Raw genomic sequence first — 16,729 nt, 5'->3', positions numbered from 1 at the left:
GGCACCATGCCCCACACACCTTCCCTCCTGATCTTCGCCGGCAGCACGCGCCAGCAATCCTTCAACCGCAAACTGGCCCACGCCACCGCCGCCATCGCACGCGACGCGGGCGCCACGGTCACGCTGCTGGAGCTGTCGGACTTCGACATCCCGCTGTACAACGCCGACCTCGAAGCCCAGGGCACACCGGCGGACGTGATCCGGCTCAAGGAGATCCTGTGGCAGCACCCCGCCTGGGTCATCTGCTCGCCCGAGTACAACGGCAGCTACACCGCCCTGCTCAAGAACACCATCGACTGGGCCTCCAGCCCCGCCAAGGGCCACCCGGACTGGCAAGACGGCGGCAAGAGTTTTCGCGGCAAGGTGGTGGGCATGCTCAGCGCCTCGCCCGGCGCCCTGGGCGGCCTGCGCTCGCAAAGCCACCTGGCGCCCCTGCTCATCAACGCCGAATGCTGGCTGGCACCCAAGGCGTTTGCGCTGGGCTCGGCCGGCAGCGCATTCGACGACGGCGGCGCTCTCATCCAGCAAGCCCACCGCGACCGCGTGCGCGCCGTGGTCGACCAGGTGCTGTGGGCATCCAGCTGCCTGCACGGCGATGCTGCCGCTGGCCAGTGAACGCCAAAATTTGAATCAAATTGGCCTCTAGCGCTTTATTCATAAGCGCTAGCAGCTATATAAATAATAGCATCCACCCATGAACTGCCGCCCCGGCTGCGGCGCCTGCTGCACCGCCCCCTCCATCAGCTCGCCCATCCCGGGCATGCCCCAGGGCAAACCGGCGGGGGTGCGGTGCATTCAGCTGGGGGACGGTGCGCGCTGCCTCATTTTTGGGCAACCCGAGCGGCCGGCGGTGTGCGGGGGGCTGATGCCGTCGGCCGAGATGTGTGGCACCAGCACGGAGCAGGCCATGGGTTTCCTGGCGCGGCTGGAGCGGCTGACGGAGCCCGGGAGCGTGGGCGAACCGGCGGGGTGACCGGCGGTCCTCCCGATGGGTCCGCGCCCGCTACTTCATCGAGTGCAGCCCGACCTTGTTGCCCTCGGTGTCCATGAAGTGGGCAAAGAAGCCGAAGTCATTGCCAATCTCCGTCTTGGACACCACCACCGCCCCGCCCGCTGGCTCCACGCGCGCCAGCAGGGGGGCCAGGTCCTCGCCGCCATTGAGGTACACCATCGTCCCGTTCTGCGAGGGTACGCTGCTCTCCGCCTGCACGAGGGCACCGCCCACGGCGGCGGGGTCGGAGGACAACATCCCCATTTTGGTCGGGCCCATTTCCATGGGCGCGATGGTGATGCCCAGCACCGTCTCGTAGAAAGTCCTGGCGCGGGTGAAGTCGGTCACGGGGATCTCGAACCAGTTCAATGCATGGGCCATGCTGCGCTCCTTGGGTTGCGGGATGAAAACCCGCACTGTGAACCATCGCGCAGCCCGACGCAATGACGGCCCGGCCAGGGCGCCGCAGGCCTTTCCGCGGGCCGTCCCTTCCCCGTCACGGGCCCCGCGCGGGGGTTGCCTGCGCACGCCCGGTTGCGTACAACACGGTCATTCCCGCAGCCTTCGGTTCTGCTCAAAAATGCCTCCAGCGCTTTACCGACAAGCGCCAATAGCTATCAAAATAAAAGCAACCAAGGCCGCCCTGTCACACCACCGCTGCCTCCAACGTCTGTGCAGGACCACGGAACAGTCTTCCCACACGCTCCTGCCTGCCGCACGCCACCCGACACCGCCATGACCACGAACCCCGCACCCACCGCCACCGACCCCTTCACCACCCTGCGCCCCCGCCTGTTCGGCATTGCCTACCGCATGCTGGGCGTGCGCGCCGATGCCGAGGACGTACTGCAGGACGCCTGGCTGCGCTGGAGCCGCCAGGATGTGGCCGTGCTGCAATCGGCCGAGGCCTGGCTGGTGACGGTGGTCACGCGGCTGGCCATCGACCGGCTGCGCGCGCTGAAGGCCGAGCGCGAGGCCTACGTGGGCTGGTGGCTGCCCGAGCCGCTGGTGGAGCTGCACCACCACCACGGCGACGCACCGCACCACCACGACACCCCCGAGGCGGCCGCCGAGCTGGCGGGCGAGCTGTCGGTGGCATTCATGTACGTGCTGGAGCGCCTGGGGCCGGAGGAGCGCGCGGCCTTTTTGCTGCGCCAGGTGTTCGACTACGACTACCCCGAGATCGCCGCGCAGCTGGGCAAGAGCGAGGCCAGCTGCCGCCAGATGGTGCACCGCGCCAGCGAGCGCGTGCAGCAGGCGCGCACCCGGTTCGAGGTGCCGCAGGCCGTGCACCACCAGCTGCTGCAGCGCTTCATGCGGGCCGCCCAAAGCGGCGACCGCAACGCCATCGAGGCGCTGCTCAGCGAAGACGCGCAGCTGATTGGCGACGGCGGCGGCAAGGTGCCATCCTTTCCCAAGCCGCTGGTGGGGCCGTTCCGCATCGCCAACCTGTACTGGGCGCAGTTCCGCCGCCTGGGCGCGCTGGTGGTCTACCGCATGGCGCTCCTCAACGGCGAACCCGGCCTGCTGCGCTACGTGGACGGCCGCATCGAATCGGCGCAGGCGTTCGTGACGGACGGCGAGCGCATCGTGGCCATCTATGCCGTGCGCAACCCGGACAAGTTGGCGGGCATCCCGGACACGCTGGGGTGACGTGCTGAGGTTTTTTCGGGGCACCGTGTCACAGCGGCAGACCCGGCCACGTCTAACCAGTATGAAAGGCAGCAGCAGCAGCAACACCACCGCAGCCTTCATGCCCAACGTTTTCAACCCCAGGCCATTGCCACTTACACCCAAGGATCTGCCATGCCATCGACCACCCAGCACACCGCCCGCCTGCCCTATCACAAGCTGTCTTCCAAGGCCTTCATGGGCCTGGTGAGCCTGTCGGAAACCCTCAAGAAGGGACCACTGGGCGCGCGCCTGGCCGAACTCGTCTTCCTGCGCGTCTCACAGATCAACGGCTGCGCGTACTGCATGGACATGCACTGGACCTACCTGGTCAAGGACGGCATGGAGCCGCGCCACCTGAACGCCGTGGCCGGCTGGCGCGAGGCGCCGTTCTTCGGCGAGCGTGAACGCGCCGCCCTGCGCTGGGCCGAGATCATCACCGCCACGCCCCACAGCGATGCGAGCGACGAGGAATTCGCGAAGCTGCAGGCGGTGTTCAACGAGACCGAAATCTCCGAACTGGGCTTTGCGATCGCCGTGATCAACGCCTGGAACCTGGTGAACGCCGGGATGCGCGCCCCGATCCCGGAAGCGGGCTGAAGCGTCCTCCCACGCGCCGCAGGGGCGGGCCTGGCGCGCGGGAGAGGGTTTCGGCCCCCACAACCCCTCTCCCGTGCGCAACTGCGGATTGACGCCGCAGTCCCGGTCGCTCAAACTCAAGTGTTTCCATGGGTAACTGGTGTCGCAAAGATGCCTTACCGGCGTTCCCGTGCGCTTCCACCCGCTTTTGAGACCACCGCCATGAACTTCCTGCACCGAACCGCGATGGCCCTGATGGCGAGCCTCGTCGGCGCCACCTGCGCCGCGCAGGCTCCCGCTGCGTCCATCACCACGACACGCCAGAGCGAGCGCATCACCTGGACCGCCAACGCACCCCACGGCGCGGGCAAGTTGCGGCTGGCACGCCCCGACGGCACCGTCACCGACATGGCGTTCCCACGCGCCCCGATCGTGCTCGAGCCCCAGCGGGCGGGCCTGGCCGACGGACGCTATTTCTATGAGCTGAGCCTGGATCCCCCGCTCGTCATGGACCCCGCGCTGGCCCAGGCCACCCTGCACCAGCGCATCGTTTCCGGCTCCTTTGTCGTGGCCCAGGGCCAGCTGGTGGTCGGCGGCGCCGAGTCCAGCGCGCCCGTACCGCGCCCCAAGTCGGCGGCCACCACGTTCTCCACCAAGGACCAGTTGCTTGCCGACGACCTGATCGTGCAGGGCAGCGTGTGCGCGGGCCTCGACTGCGTCAACAACGAGAACTTCGGTTTTGACACGGTGCGGCTCAAGGGAGCCAATCCCATCATCCATTTCCAGGACACGAGCAATAGCCCGTTTCCCACCAACGACTGGCGGATCAAGGCCAACGACACCGCCTCGGGCGGCGCCTCCTACCTCGCCATCGAGGATGCGACCTCCGGCAACCAGGTCTTCACCGTCAGCGCCGGGGCCCCCACCAACAGCCTCTACGTCAGCTCCGGCGGCGACCTGGGCCTGCGCACCGCCACGCCGGTGCTGGACGTGCACGCCCTGACGGGCGACACGCCCGGGGTCCGCCTGGAACAGACCTCGGCGGGCGGCTTCACGGCGCAGACCTGGGACATCGCTTCCAACGAGGCCAACTTCTTCGTGCGCGACCTCACAGGCGGCTCGCGCCTGCCGTTGCGCATCCGCCCTGGAGCGCCCACCAGCAGCCTGGACATTGCCGCATCGGGCAACGTCGGCCTGGGCACCGCATCGCCGTCCGCCGCGCTGCATGTGCTGCGCAACGACGGCACCGCCCAGGTCCTGGTGCAGGAGACCAACAGCACAGCCGCCCCGCGCACCCTGCTGAACCTGGCCAACAACGGCCCCGCCACGCTGCGCTTCACCACGGCACCGGCCACCGGCTGGGACATGACCTCCGGCACGGCCCTCACCCTGGCCACGCAGGGCGCGGGCACACCGCAGTTCACGCTGGCCGCCAACGGCAACCTGGCCATCACCGGCACGCTGAGCACCGGCTCCAGCCGCACGCTCAAGACGGGCATCGAACCCGTCAACGGCACCACCCTGCTGGAAAAAGTGCTGAGCCTGCCGCTCTACCACTGGCGCTACAAGTCCAGCCCCGCGCAGGAGCGCCACGTCGGCCCCATGGCCGAGGACTTCCGCAAGATCTTCCAGCTCGGGCAGGACGACAGGAGCCTGGCCCCCGGCGACCTCGCGGGCGTGACCCTGGGCGCCGTGCAGGCGCTGGCCCGCAAGGTGACCGAACGCGAAGCCGACATCGCCGCGATCAGGGCCCGCATCTCCCTGCTGGAAGCGCAGATGGCGGCCCCCGCCAAGCCCGCGCGCTAAGAGGGTGCCAGCCATGCCACACCACCCCAACGCCTTCCTGGACAGGCCGCAGCCGCGCGCCACGGCCTTGCTGATGATGGCCACCGCGCTCGCAGCGTTGCTGCTGTGCCAGAGCGTGCAGGCACAACCACTAGGCGACGCCGCGATCACGTCCCGCCTGCAGGCCCAGCGGCTGGAATGGACCCCCGCCGCGCCCCATGGCCGCGCCGTGCTGCGCATCGCGCGCGACGGCGGCATGCCCCAGGACTTCGTGCTGCGCAGCCCGCTGGTGTTCTCGCTGCAGGACACCCCCCTGCCCGACGGGCACTACACCTACGAGCTGACGCTCGCCCCCACCACCAGCGCCGTGCGGCACGACGACGCCACGGCGGCCCTGGTCCCGTCCGCACCCTCGGGCGCCGGCGGCGCCATGCTCAGCGGCAGCGTGTCCGTGGCGGGCGGCGCTTTCGTGTTGCCACCGCAGGTGCCGCCCCGGGGCGAGGTCGGCGCGGCAGACAGCGGCAGCGACAGCGCCACTACGCCTTCCACCCGCTCCACCCTGGCCAGCGCAAGCACGCGCATGGTGGCCAAGGACCAGCTGGTCAGCGACGACCACATCATCCAGGGCAGCGTCTGCGCGGGATTTGACTGCGCCATCAACGAGGGCTTTGGCGACGACACCCTGCGGCTGAAGGAAAACAACCTGCGCATCGGGTTTCAGGACACCCGCGTTGCACCGTTTCCCAGCAATGACTGGACGCTGGTCACCAATGACAGTGCCAGCGGTGGGGCCAGCTTCATGGGCATCGAGGATGTCACGGGTGCCAAGTTCCCCGTGCGCTGGCTGGCCGGAGCGCCGGCCAACAGCCTGTACGTGAGCCCGCAGGGTCGCGTGGGGATACGCACGGCCGTGCCCGTGCTGGACCTGCATGTGGTGTCCACCGACACGCCGGGGTTGCGGCAGGAGCAGAGCAACGTCAGCGGCTTCACGGCCCAGACCTGGGACATTGCCGGCAACGAGGCCAATTTCTTCGTGCGCGACGTCACGGGCGGCTCGCGCCTGCCCCTGCGCATCCGCCCCGGGGCTCCACACTCCAGCCTCGACATCGCCGGCAATGGCAACGTCGGCATGGGGACTCCGCGTCCCATGGCATCCCTGACCCTGCGGCGCGCCGACGGCTCCGGCAGCCTGCTGGTCGACAACACGGCGGGCGCTGCCTTGGCCCCGCGCGTGCAGATGGAACTGCAGAACAACGGCGCCATCGCCGCGCGCCTTGCGCACGGCACCGGCACGGCATACTGGACCCAGCATGCCACCGCCACCGCCGTGGGCCTGGCCCCCAGCGGCAGCGGCAGCAACGCGCTGTCGGTGCAGTCGAATGGCGGCCTGATGGTGGCCGGCACGCTCAGCCAGGGCTCCAGCCGCACGCTCAAGCACGACATCACCGCTGCACCGGTTCACGCGATCCTGGGCGAGGTGGCGCAACTGCCGCTGTATGCGTGGCGCTACCTGAGCGACCTCAACGCCAGCCTGCACCTGGGCCCCATGGCCGAAGACGTGCACCACCGCTTCAAGGTGGGCGAAAGCCCCCGTACGCTCGCGCCCAGCGATGTCGCCGGCCTCGCGGCCGCCACGGTCCAGGCCCTGCACCAGAAGCTGGCCGCCAAGGATGAGGAACTCATGGCCCTGGCGGAACGCCTTTCGGCCCTGGAGCAGCAGCTTGCGCGCAAGCGCGGAGGCGCGCGATGATGGCCCGTGCAGCGCGGGCTGCAGCCACCTGGTGCCGGCACCTCCTCGCGGGAGCGGGCGCCGCCGGCCTGCTGCTGTGGGGTGCAGCAGCAGGCGCCCAGAGCATCAACGTCACACCTTCCACCATTCCCGTGCCGGTGCAGGGCGTGCCCTACAGCGTGACCTTCGTGGGCAGCAATGGTGTGGCGCCGTACCAGTTCCTGGTCAGCACCGGCATGCTGCCCGCCGGCCTGAGCCTGTCGGCCGGGGGCGCCCTCACGGGCACCCCCACCACCGCAGCGGCGTACAGCTTCACCATCACGGTGTCCGACTTCCTGGGCCGCGAGCTGGACCTGACAGGCACGGGCGCCGTGACCAGTGCGCTGGTCATCACCCCGCCACCCATGCTGGTGCCTGGCACGCCGTACAGCGGGCAGATCACGGTGGCGGGTGGAACCGGCCCCTACACGTTCGCGGTGAGTTCCGGCAGCCTGCCGCCCGGCATGTCCCTGAGCGCCAGCGGCGTGCTGAGCGGAACCCCCACCACCCCCGGCAGCTATTCGCTGGTGGTCGTGGTCACGGATTCCAACGGCCTGTCGTCGACGCTCACGTTGAACATCACCGTGGCCGGAGCGGCCCAGATTCCCGTGGATGCCCCCTGGGCGCTGGCCATCGCGGCGCTGGGACTCGGTTGGCTGGGGCGGCGCCAGATCCGGCGGCAGCAACACCTGCGCTGACGATGCTGCACGGAAAAAGGCCCCGCATGCGGGGCCTTTGCCTTCCTGAAGGGAAAACGCGCACGCAAAGCGATCCATGGGGGCCGTGTGTAGCCTGCCTGACAGTCCCGCGCCCCGCATCGTTCTACATTGGGGTCTCCCACCATCCCCAACGCGGAGACAAGCCCATGCTCAACATCCCTTCCCTGCAAGACAGCGTCAGCCCCGAAGAATGGCAGCTGCGCTGCGACCTGGCGGCCTGCTACCGGCTCGTGGCGCTGTACGGCTGGAGCGACCTGGTCTTCACGCACATCAGCGCCAAGCTGCCCGAGTCGGTGTCCGGTCCGGAGCACCACTTCCTCATCAACCCCTACGGCCTCATGTTCGACGAGATCACCGCGTCGAGCCTCATCAAGGTGGACATGCAGTGCAACAAGCTGCACGACTCGCCCTTTCCCGTGAACCCGGCGGGCTTCGTGATCCACAGCGCCGTGCACGAGGCCCGGCCCGAGGCGGGGTGCGTGCTGCACACCCACACGCGCGCCGGCGTGGCCGTGAGCGCGCAACAGGGCGGCGTGCTGCCCATCAGCCAGCAGAGCACCTTCGTGCTGGGCTCGCTGGCGTACCACGAGTACGAGGGCGTGGCCTTTCGCGACGAGGAAAAGCCGCGCCTGCAGGCCGACCTGGGCGAGGCCAACTTCCTCATGCTGCGCAACCACGGCCTGCTCACCGTGGGCAGGACGATCGCCGATGCCTTCCTGTCGATGTACACCTTCGAGAACACCTGCCGCATCCAGATCGACGCGCAGGCCGGCGGCGCGCTGACCTCGGTGAACCCGCAGATCGTGAGCGGCGTGGCCCAGGCCATGCGGGTGCAGACAGGCGGGCTGGGCGGTGCGTTTGCATGGCCCGCGCTGCTGCGCAAGGTGCAGCGCGACATGCCCGGCCACGACGTCTGAGGCGCCGTGGCGCGAGGGGGCGCGGGGCCGTGCCCCCGTGCCAGCAGAAAGACGGTGCAGCGCATAGCATCGGAGGGTTCCCACTTTTCACGAGGATCCGTCCATGAAGCTCTACTACTCCCCCGGCGCCTGCTCGCTCTCCCCGCACATCGCACTGCACGAGGCCGGCCTGGCCTACACGCCCGTGCTGGCCAGCACCAAGACGCACAAGCTGCAGGACGGCTCCGACTACTACGGCATCAACCCGCTGGGCTATGTGCCGATGCTGGAACTGGACGACGGCACGCGGCTGCGCGAAGGCCCCGCCATCGTGCAATACATCGCCGACCAGGTGCCCCTCAAGATGCTGGCCCCCCAGAACGGCACGCTGCAGCGCTACCGCCTGCAGGAATGGCTCACCTTCATCGGCATGGAACTGCACCGCGGCTTCACCCCGCTCTTCGATCCCGCCACGCCCGAGGAATACAAGGTGATGGCGCGCGACAGGCTGCTGCAGCGCCTGCAGTGGGTGGACGGCCAGCTCGCCGGCAAGCAGTACGTCATGGGCGACCACTTCACCGTGGCCGACGGCTACCTGTTCACCGTGCAAGGCTGGCACAAGCCCACCGGCATCGATATCTCCAGCCTGGCCAACCTGCAGGCCTACGCCGCCCGCGTGGCGGCCCGCCCCGCCGTGCAGGCCGCCATGAAGGTGGAAGGCCTGCTGAAATAGGGACACCCCCCTGAGGCGCTGCGCGCCTTCCCCCCGCTCTCGCTACGCGGGCAGGGGGACAACGCCCTCGCTGCGGGGCGGCCCCTGCCCGGCGTTCCTGGCCTAGGCCGCGCCAGTATCGATTGGGAGCGCGTAGCGCGGCGCACGGCCAAAACTCCAGATGCGCTAGAGCGGCTTCTGCCGCCACGCCACCAGCGCCCCCAACCACAGCGCGCAGGCCGAGAACACCAGCCCGCGCGCGAGGCCTCCCGGGCCATCGGCGATCCAGCCCACCACCGTGGGCCCCACGATCTGCCCGGCGGCGAACACAATGGTGAAGGCGCTGATGCCGCTGGCCCACAGCACCTGTGGCAGGTTGTGCCGCACCAGGGCGGTGGTCGATGCCACCACCGACAGGAACACGCCGCCAAACAGCAGGCCCGAGGCCAGCACCACCGGCCAGGCCGACGTCAGCGCGGGCAGCACGGTGGCCACGCCCAGCAGCCCGTTGAGCAGGCCCAGCGCCTGGCCGCCACGGCTGCGGTCCAGCAGCCCCGCCCAGATGCGCGACGACAGCACCACCGCCAGCCCCAGCAGCGCATAGAACCAGGTCACCGCCGTGCCGCTGGCGCCTTGCTCGCGCAGCAGCGCCACGACGAAGGTCATGTAGCCGATGTAGCCCACGCCGAACAGGCCGTAGCCCAGCAGCGCGGGCGCCAGCGCACGCCAGCGCACCCGGGCGGGCGGCGGCACCACATTGAAGGCCCGGGGGGCATCCGCGGGCACCGCCAGCCCGCGCAGCACACGCGCGGGCCACCACAGGGCCGCCGTCGCGGCCATGCAGGCCAGCGCCAGCGCCCACCAGGCCCACGTCCAGGCATGCGGGGACGGCGCCGCCGCCAGCACGGCGGGCACGAGCACGGCCGACAGGCTGATGCCCCAGCCCGTGCCCCCGTAGTACAGCCCCAGCAGCAGGCCGCTGCGCCCCGGCTCCTGCGCCCCCAGGCGCGCGGCGAGCAGGCCGCCGGCAATGAACACGAGCGCGCTCGCCACGCCGGCCAGCAGGCGCTGCAGCAGGAGCGGCACCGCCTCGGTGAAAAAACCGCAGAGCCCCATGAACACGGTGGCCAGCACCGCGCCGGCCAACAGCACGGCCCCGGGTGCGGCACGCCGCAGCAGCCAGGGCGTGGCCAGCGCGCCGACCAGGTAGCCCAGCGCATTCACGGTGTTCATCGCGCCCGCGAGGGTGTAGGACCAGCCCAGGTCCTCCCGCATGGGCGGCAGCAGCAGCGCGTACGCAAAGCGCGTGATGCCGAGCGACACCGCCGCCCCCATCGACAGCGCCACGGCCAGCCACAGCGCGGGCACGGGGCGGGGGGAAGGATGGCGGGGCGGCATGGCGTTTGATTCTGCCCCAGGCCGCGCCAGCGCGCCGCGGCCCCCCGCACACCGCCGGCCAGCCCCGGATAGCACAAAACCAGAGCCCTTGTTGACGCATGTGCGCTGCACGTTTTGCGCTGCAGCATTAACCTTCCGGGGTTGATCGATTGTGTGCAACCCGTTTTTGAAAGCCCCGCATGCCTTTTCTGTCCGACCCCGTCCAAGCCGGTGACCTGCAGCTGGCCAACCGCATCGCCATGGCACCGCTCACGCGCAACCGCTCGCCCAACGCCGTGCCCACCGACCTCGTGGCCACCTACTACACGCAGCGCGCCAGCGCCGGCCTGCTGATTTCCGAGGCCACCGCCATCAGCCACCAGGGACAGGGCTACGCCGACGTGCCCGGCCTGTATGCGCCCGAGCAGATCGCCGGCTGGAAGAAGGTCACTTCGTCCGTGCACGCGGCGGGCGGCAAGATCGTGGTGCAACTGTGGCATGTGGGCCGTGTCTCGCACACCGACCTGCAGCCGGGCCATGCCGCGCCCGTGGCCCCGTCGGCGATCCAGGCCAAGACCAAGACCGTGCTCATCAAGGACGGCGTGCCCACGTTCACCCAGACCTCGGAGCCCCGCGCGCTCGAGATCGCCGAGATCCCCGGCATCGTGGCCGACTACCGCCGTGCCGCCCGCGCTGCCATCGAGGCCGGCTTCGATGGCGTGGAGGTGCACGCCGCCAACGGCTACCTGATCGACCAGTTCCTCAAGACCAGCGCCAACCACCGCACCGACGCCTATGGCGGCAGCATCGAGAACCGCGCCCGGCTGCTGGTCGAAGTGGTCACCGCCATCACGCAGGAAATCGGTGCCGGCCGCACAGGCATCCGCCTGTCGCCCGTGACGCCCGCCAACGACGTGGTGGACGCGGACCCGCAGCCCCTGTTTGACTACGTGGTGCGCCAGCTCGGCCCGCTGGGCCTTTCCTACATCCACGTGATCGAGGGTGCGACCGGCGGCCCGCGCGAACTGCCCGACCGCCCCTTCGACTACGCGGCCCTGAAGGCGGCCTACCGCGCGGCCGGCGGCCAGGGCGCGTGGATGGTGAACAACGCCTATGACAAGGCGCTGGCGGAAACCGCGCTCGCGAACGGCGCGGACATCGTGGCCTTTGGCCGGCCGTTCATCGCCAACCCCGACCTCGTGCAGCGCCTGGAGCGCGGCGCGCCCCTGAACGAGGTCAACCGCGCCACGCTGTACGGCGGCGGCGCCGAGGGCTACACCGACTACCCCGCCCTGTCGGCCTGAGGCGGGCGCGCGCCGTCAGCCCAGCCCGATCGGGCTGGGCGCCCGCATCACGATGCGCGTGAACAGGCGATCGTAGGCGGGGTCCCGCGCCTGGCCGGGCGCCAGCGGGTTGGTATTGCCGGCAAACGCCGCATCGATCGCGGCCCAGTCGCCAGGCTGCAGGCATGCCTGGGCCGCTGGCAAGACCACGGTTTCCTCCAGGCGCATGTGCTCCAGGTAGAAAGCGACATAGCGCCGCAGGGCCTCGGAAAAGGTGTCGCGGCGCGCCTCGCCCATCAGCTCCCAGCCCAGCAGCAGATGCTGCAGCTCGCGCACGGCGGCCTCGCCGCCCGCGTGTTCGCGCTCCAGTTGCGCGATGGCGCCGGCCGCCTCCGGCGAACGCTCGGCCACCTTCGGGAACAGCCATTGCGATTCCTTCGGGTGGTGCTGGCGTTCGGGGAATTCGTCGATGTAGAACAGCATGGCCCGCATCACGTCGAAGAACGCGGCGGGCTCGTCGCCCGGCCCCTGGTCCAGCATCAGGCGCAAGGAATGCAGCACGGCCGCAAGCGACGCATGCTCTTCGTGGATGGTCCGCAGGCTGATCGACGGCATGGCAGTGCTCCCCAGGTCACAAGGCCTCCAGATTGCCATGCAGGCGCCCGCCCGCGCATGACGCAGGTCAACAAACCGTCGGGGACCGGGTGCGCATCGCGCGGCCGGTGCGCCTGCGGCCGCCGCACGCCGGGCATGAAAAAGCCCTGCATGCGCATCCGCCCGCAGGGCCCATTCCGGGTGTGATGGCGCGCGGGCGCCACCGGTTCAATCCATCATCAGCGCGCGAGCAGTGCCCTGGAAGGCTCCCCGGCGAGCGCCTGGTGCTGCGGCGCCTCCACGGGTGCGTGGTGGGCGGCGTGGAGCATGGCGTCGGCCAGGCGGAACTGCTGCACCACCTGCGACAGGCGCGCGGCCTGTTCGCGCATGGACTCGGCCGCCGCCGCGGACTCCTCCACCAGCGCCGCGTTCTGCTGCGTCATGCGGTCGATCTCGCCCACCGACTGGTTCACCTGGCCGATGCCGGCCGACTGCTCCGACGCCGCCGCCGTGATCTCGCCGATGATGTCGCCCACGCGCTGCACGCTGGCCACGATTTCCTTCATGGCCGTGCCCGCATCCTCCACGTGGCGCACGCCCCCGTCCACGGCCGTCACGCTGCTGTGGATCAGGCCCTTGATGTCGCTGGCCGCCGCCGCCGAGCGCTGGGCCAGGCTGCGCACCTCGCTGGCCACCACGGCAAAGCCCCGCCCCTGCTCACCGGCGCGCGCGGCTTCCACGGCGGCGTTCAGCGCGAGGATGTTGGTCTGGAAGGCGATGGAATCGATCAGGCCGATGATGTCGCCGATCTTGCGGCTGGAGGCCGAAATCTCCTGCATGCTGGAGACGGCCTGCTGCACCACCGAGCCGCCGCGCGTCGCGGTGCTGGAGGCCGATGCCGCCAGCTGGTTGGCCATCTGCGACGACGACGCGGTCTGCTGCACCGTCGAGGTGAGCTGCGAGAGCGAAGCCACCGCTTCCTGGGCATTGCTCGCCGTCTGCTCCGTGCGTTGCGAGAGGTCCTGGTTGCCCATGGCGATCTCCTGGCTGGCCGTGGCGATGTTGCCGCTGGCGTCCCGCACCTGCGCCACGAGCGCGCCCAGGCCCTGCTGCATGTCGCGCAGCGCGCGCTGCAGGTCGGCCACTTCGTCCTTGCCTTCGGCGGCAATGTTCTGGGACAGGTCCCCCCCGGCAATGGCCTGCGCCATGCGGCGCGCCTCTTCAAGCGGGTGGCAGATCGAGTTCATGTTCATCAGCGTGGTGGGCACCACCACCACCACGGTGATCACCACGGCCAGGACGAAGAGCCACTTGGTCTCGCTGGACACCCGGCCCTGCTGTTCGACCGACTTGGCCACTTCGGCCCGCAGCACGGTATCGAGCTCTCCCACCAGCTTGTCGGCCTGGTCGAACTCGGCCACGGCCTTGCCGCTCATGCGGTTGGCAATCGTGGCGGTGTCGTAGCCGCTGGCTTCCAGCTGCCGGGCCACATGGGCAAACAGCTCGCGGTAGCTGTCCAGCCTGGCGATGATGTTGCGCACCACCACGTTGTCCGCGTCGTCCTCGCCCTCCAGGAACTTCGCGGCGATCTTCTTGGCCTTGTCCTGGCTGGCCAGCCACTTGTCGTGCGCGGCCTTCACGGCTTCCGGCTTCTCGTAGCCAATGATCATGTCCTTCTCGTACTGGCGGACGGAGCCCATCTCGCCGCGCAGCTCCGCCATGTAGCCCACCTTGGCGAAGGAGTTGTCCATGAAGTTCTGGCTCATGTCATGGATGCGGAACATGCCCAGCATGCCCGCGCCGCCCAGCAGGCCCAGCAGGCCCAGCACCACCGCGATGGCCCCCAGCATGCGCATTCGGATGGTGAACTGCCGCATGAACGAGAAGAGATTCATGATGTGTCGTCCTTTTATGGGTATGGAGGGGCCGCGCCTGCATTCGAAGCCGCCGGCCTGCAACAAAGCGTTGCAGTTTGCCAGACATCGATGACCGCACTGTACGTATTTATCACATGCGCCAGCGCTTCAGTAAGAGGGCATTCGCCATCACGCTGACCGAGCTCAAGGCCATGGCCGCCCCTGCCACCACGGGGCTCAGGTAGCCCATCGCCGCCAGAGGAATCCCGGCCACGTTGTACGCGAACGCCCAGAACAGGTTCTGGCGGATCTTCATCACCGTGCGGTGGGAGATGTCGAGCGCCGCGGCCACCAGCATCGGGTCGCCCCGCATCAGCGTGATGCCCGCCGCATGCATGGCCACGTCCGTGCCGTTGCCCATGGCCATGCCCACATCGGCCGCCGCCAGCGCCGGGGCGTCGTTCACGCCGTCGCCCACCATCGCGACAATACGGCCCCCGCGCCGCGCCGCTGCGCCGGGTCGCTGCCCTCCGGGAGGGACTTCTTCGCTACCCCGTTGCAACGCAGCCACCCTGGCGGCCTTGTCACCCGGCAATACCTCGGCCATCACCTCACCCGCGTCGGGGTCCAGCCCCAGGCGCCGGGCCATGGCCTCGGCCGCTCCCCGGTTGTCGCCCGAGATCATCACGGTGCGGATGCCACGCGCCTTCAGCGCCGCCAGCGCCGCGCGCGCGCCGGGCTTGGGCTCGTCGCCAAAGGCCATCAAGGCACGCAAGACATAGCGTGCGCCGCTCGCCCCTTCGGTCGCACGCTGGGCCACGGCCGACACGGTGGCGCCCTCGTCCTGCAGCGCCCGGGCGCGCGCCGCCAGGGGGCCCATCTCCACGCCCAGCTCCTGCATCCAGCGCAGGCTGCCCACCAGGTAGCGCTGCCCGGCCACATCGCCCTCGGTGCCGCGACCGGGCACGGCGCGCACATCCTGCACCGCCGCCACGCGGACCTGCCGCTCGCCCGCGGCCGCCACCACGGCGCGTGCAAGCGGGTGTTCGCTGCCGCTTTGCACCGCCACCACCGCGGCCATCACGGCCGCGTCGTCCAGGCCGGGCACCACCTCGAACGCCGTCAGCCGGGGCTGGCCCACGGTCAGCGTGCCCGTCTTGTCGAAGGCCACCGTGTCCACCTTGTGGGCCAGCTCCAGCGCCTGCGCGTCCTTGATCAAAATGCCGTTCCTGGCCGCCACCCCCGTGCCCGCCATGATGGCCGCCGGCGTGGCCAGGCCCAGCGCACAGGGGCAGGCGATCACCATCACGGCCACGGCGTGGATCAGCGCGGCCTCGATGCCCACGCCCATCCACAGCCAGCCCAGCAGCGTGGCCAGCGCCACCACCAGCACCACGGGCACGAACACGGCCGACACCTGGTCCACCAGCCGCTGGATGGGCGCCTTGGCCGCCTGGGCGTCTTCCACCAGCCGGATGATCTGGGACAGCACCGTCTCGGCCCCCACCGCGGTCACGGCCATCACGATGCGGCCGTCGCCGTTGATCGATCCCCCCGTCAGCGCCGCGCCCACATCGCGGGCCACCGGCAGGGGCTCGCCGGTCAGCATGGATTCGTCCACCTGCGTGTGGCCCTCGTGCACCGTGCCATCCACCGGGATGCGCTCGCCCGGCCGCACCACCAGCTGGTCGCCCACCAGCACCTCGGCCACGGGAACGTCCACCTCGCCCTCCCTGCCCAGGAGGTGCACCAGGTCCGGCCGCAGGGCATGCAGCGCGCGGATGGCGGCCGTGGTCTGGCGCTTGGCGCGCGCCTCCAGCCACTTGCCCAGCAGCACCAGCGTGACCACCACGGCAGAGGCTTCGAAGTACAGGTGCGGCGCATGGCCTTCATGGGCCGTGAGCCACAGCCACACCGACAGGCCCCAGCCCGCGCTGGTGCCCAGGGCCACCAGCAGGTCCATGTTGCCCGCCAGGGCCTTCACCGCATGCCAGCCCGCCTTGTAGAAGCGCGCGCCCAGGACGAACTGCACCGGCGTGGCCAGCGCGAACTGCACCCAGGCCGGGAGCATCCAGTGCAGGCCGAACAGCTCCCCCAGCATGGGCAGCACCAGCGGGGCCGACAGCAGCAGGCCGATGCCCACCGGCAGAAAGCCCGCCCAGGGCGACAGATTCTCGGGCGCCTCGGCCGGCCCCGCGGCGCGCGGCTCATAGCCCGCATTGCGCACGGCGCGGCGCAGCAGCGCCTCCATGGCCTCGGCGTCGGCGGTGGCCGCGCCCGGTGCCCAGGCCACGCGGGCCGACTCGGTGGCGAGGTTCACGGTGGCATCCTGCACGCCGGGCACCTTGCGCAGCGCCCGCTCCACGCGCGCCACGCAGCTGGCACAGGTCATGCCGCCGATGCCCAGATCCAGGGGCGGGAAAGCCATGGGCGTGGCGGAAAGACCGGCGGGAGAGGGAAGGTGTTGTATGGCCATGGGGAGCACGGTACACCTTGAC

The 16,729-nt window shown here is 69.9% G+C and carries 15 protein-coding genes; 10 read left to right on the top strand and 5 right to left on the bottom strand.

Annotated features, from left to right (window positions below; all coding sequences use genetic code 11):
* Positions 1-6: 6 nt before the first annotated feature.
* Positions 7-615, top strand: coding sequence for an NADPH-dependent FMN reductase (locus tag AC3RCE_RS00430; RefSeq protein WP_492254276.1), 609 nt, complete (start codon positions 7-9; stop codon positions 613-615).
* 79 nt (positions 616-694) lie between these two features.
* Positions 695-973 carry a YkgJ family cysteine cluster protein gene (locus AC3RCE_RS00425; protein WP_218296417.1) on the top strand — a complete coding sequence of 93 codons (279 nt, stop codon included), beginning with the start codon at positions 695-697 and terminating at the stop codon, positions 971-973.
* A gap of 30 nt (positions 974-1,003) precedes the next feature.
* On the opposite strand, the gene AC3RCE_RS00420 is transcribed toward AC3RCE_RS00425, so the two are convergent.
* Positions 1,004-1,372 (bottom strand): VOC family protein, encoded by a 369-nt coding sequence (locus AC3RCE_RS00420; RefSeq protein WP_492254275.1) that lies wholly within the window; start codon positions 1,370-1,372, stop codon positions 1,004-1,006.
* Positions 1,373-1,726: 354 nt separating this feature from the next.
* Here AC3RCE_RS00420 and AC3RCE_RS00415 point away from each other — a divergent pair, with 354 nt between their 5' ends.
* From AC3RCE_RS00415 to gstA, 7 genes are all read left to right on the top strand, one after another.
* Positions 1,727-2,644, top strand: a complete 918-nt coding sequence (locus AC3RCE_RS00415) for an RNA polymerase sigma-70 factor (protein ID WP_369640967.1) — start codon at positions 1,727-1,729, stop codon at positions 2,642-2,644.
* 153 nt (positions 2,645-2,797) lie between these two features.
* Positions 2,798-3,262, top strand: a complete 465-nt coding sequence (locus tag AC3RCE_RS00410) for a carboxymuconolactone decarboxylase family protein (RefSeq protein ID WP_218296414.1) — start codon at positions 2,798-2,800, stop codon at positions 3,260-3,262.
* Between the two features lie 201 nt (positions 3,263-3,463).
* The gene (locus AC3RCE_RS00405; RefSeq protein WP_492246141.1) at positions 3,464-5,047 is read left to right on the top strand and encodes a tail fiber domain-containing protein; all 1,584 of its coding nucleotides are present in this window, start codon (positions 3,464-3,466) and stop codon (positions 5,045-5,047) included.
* A 13-nt stretch (positions 5,048-5,060) separates the two neighbouring features.
* Positions 5,061-6,776 (top strand): tail fiber domain-containing protein, encoded by a 1,716-nt coding sequence (locus AC3RCE_RS00400; RefSeq protein WP_492254274.1) that lies wholly within the window; start codon positions 5,061-5,063, stop codon positions 6,774-6,776.
* Positions 6,773-7,492 (top strand): Ig domain-containing protein, encoded by a 720-nt coding sequence (locus tag AC3RCE_RS00395; protein ID WP_492254273.1) that lies wholly within the window; start codon positions 6,773-6,775, stop codon positions 7,490-7,492. Before AC3RCE_RS00400 ends, AC3RCE_RS00395 begins: the two co-directional genes overlap by 4 nt.
* Positions 7,493-7,659: 167 nt before the next feature.
* Complete coding sequence (locus AC3RCE_RS00390; RefSeq protein ID WP_218296410.1) at positions 7,660-8,430, top strand: class II aldolase/adducin family protein; 771 nt, start codon at positions 7,660-7,662, stop codon at positions 8,428-8,430.
* 103 nt (positions 8,431-8,533) lie between these two features.
* Complete coding sequence (gene gstA / locus AC3RCE_RS00385; RefSeq protein ID WP_492254272.1) at positions 8,534-9,142, top strand: glutathione transferase GstA; 609 nt, start codon at positions 8,534-8,536, stop codon at positions 9,140-9,142.
* A 165-nt stretch (positions 9,143-9,307) separates the two neighbouring features.
* On the opposite strand, the gene AC3RCE_RS00380 is transcribed toward gstA, so the two are convergent.
* The gene (locus AC3RCE_RS00380) at positions 9,308-10,519 is read right to left on the bottom strand and encodes a YbfB/YjiJ family MFS transporter (RefSeq protein WP_492246137.1); all 1,212 of its coding nucleotides are present in this window, start codon (positions 10,517-10,519) and stop codon (positions 9,308-9,310) included.
* A gap of 179 nt (positions 10,520-10,698) precedes the next feature.
* Between AC3RCE_RS00380 and AC3RCE_RS00375 the strand changes: the two genes are divergently transcribed.
* Entirely contained in the window at positions 10,699-11,802 is a 1,104-nt protein-coding gene (locus tag AC3RCE_RS00375; RefSeq protein WP_218296407.1) for an alkene reductase, read from the top strand.
* Positions 11,803-11,817: 15 nt separating this feature from the next.
* On the opposite strand, the gene AC3RCE_RS00370 is transcribed toward AC3RCE_RS00375, so the two are convergent.
* From AC3RCE_RS00370 to AC3RCE_RS00360, 3 genes are all read right to left on the bottom strand, one after another.
* Positions 11,818-12,396 (bottom strand): hemerythrin domain-containing protein, encoded by a 579-nt coding sequence (locus tag AC3RCE_RS00370; RefSeq protein ID WP_218296406.1) that lies wholly within the window; start codon positions 12,394-12,396, stop codon positions 11,818-11,820.
* A 218-nt stretch (positions 12,397-12,614) separates the two neighbouring features.
* Entirely contained in the window at positions 12,615-14,270 is a 1,656-nt protein-coding gene (locus AC3RCE_RS00365; RefSeq protein WP_218339292.1) for a methyl-accepting chemotaxis protein, read from the bottom strand.
* Between the two features lie 112 nt (positions 14,271-14,382).
* Positions 14,383-16,659 carry a heavy metal translocating P-type ATPase gene (locus AC3RCE_RS00360; RefSeq protein WP_492254271.1) on the bottom strand — a complete coding sequence of 759 codons (2,277 nt, stop codon included), beginning with the start codon at positions 16,657-16,659 and terminating at the stop codon, positions 14,383-14,385.
* Positions 16,660-16,729: the final 70 nt, after the last annotated feature.

Source organism: Acidovorax sp. GW823-FHT05D11, from assembly GCF_058795695.1.
Note: the sequence above shows the minus strand (reverse complement) of the source record. Positions and strands in the feature narration are given on the sequence as shown.

What these genes read in the sequence shown, in the direction of transcription:
- AC3RCE_RS00430 (WP_492254276.1), top strand. Translation starts at nt 7, where the DNA reads ATGCCCCACACACCTTCCCTCCTGATCTTCGCCGGCAGCACGCGCCAG.
- AC3RCE_RS00425 (WP_218296417.1), top strand. Translation starts at nt 695, where the DNA reads ATGAACTGCCGCCCCGGCTGCGGCGCCTGCTGCACCGCCCCCTCCATC.
- AC3RCE_RS00420 (WP_492254275.1), bottom strand. Translation starts at nt 1,372, where the DNA reads ATGGCCCATGCATTGAACTGGTTCGAGATCCCCGTGACCGACTTCACC.
- AC3RCE_RS00415 (WP_369640967.1), top strand. Translation starts at nt 1,727, where the DNA reads ATGACCACGAACCCCGCACCCACCGCCACCGACCCCTTCACCACCCTG.
- AC3RCE_RS00410 (WP_218296414.1), top strand. Translation starts at nt 2,798, where the DNA reads ATGCCATCGACCACCCAGCACACCGCCCGCCTGCCCTATCACAAGCTG.
- AC3RCE_RS00405 (WP_492246141.1), top strand. Translation starts at nt 3,464, where the DNA reads ATGAACTTCCTGCACCGAACCGCGATGGCCCTGATGGCGAGCCTCGTC.
- AC3RCE_RS00400 (WP_492254274.1), top strand. Translation starts at nt 5,061, where the DNA reads ATGCCACACCACCCCAACGCCTTCCTGGACAGGCCGCAGCCGCGCGCC.
- AC3RCE_RS00395 (WP_492254273.1), top strand. Translation starts at nt 6,773, where the DNA reads ATGATGGCCCGTGCAGCGCGGGCTGCAGCCACCTGGTGCCGGCACCTC.
- AC3RCE_RS00390 (WP_218296410.1), top strand. Translation starts at nt 7,660, where the DNA reads ATGCTCAACATCCCTTCCCTGCAAGACAGCGTCAGCCCCGAAGAATGG.
- gstA (WP_492254272.1), top strand. Translation starts at nt 8,534, where the DNA reads ATGAAGCTCTACTACTCCCCCGGCGCCTGCTCGCTCTCCCCGCACATC.
- AC3RCE_RS00380 (WP_492246137.1), bottom strand. Translation starts at nt 10,519, where the DNA reads ATGCCGCCCCGCCATCCTTCCCCCCGCCCCGTGCCCGCGCTGTGGCTG.
- AC3RCE_RS00375 (WP_218296407.1), top strand. Translation starts at nt 10,699, where the DNA reads ATGCCTTTTCTGTCCGACCCCGTCCAAGCCGGTGACCTGCAGCTGGCC.
- AC3RCE_RS00370 (WP_218296406.1), bottom strand. Translation starts at nt 12,396, where the DNA reads ATGCCGTCGATCAGCCTGCGGACCATCCACGAAGAGCATGCGTCGCTT.
- AC3RCE_RS00365 (WP_218339292.1), bottom strand. Translation starts at nt 14,270, where the DNA reads ATGAATCTCTTCTCGTTCATGCGGCAGTTCACCATCCGAATGCGCATG.
- AC3RCE_RS00360 (WP_492254271.1), bottom strand. Translation starts at nt 16,659, where the DNA reads ATGGCTTTCCCGCCCCTGGATCTGGGCATCGGCGGCATGACCTGTGCC.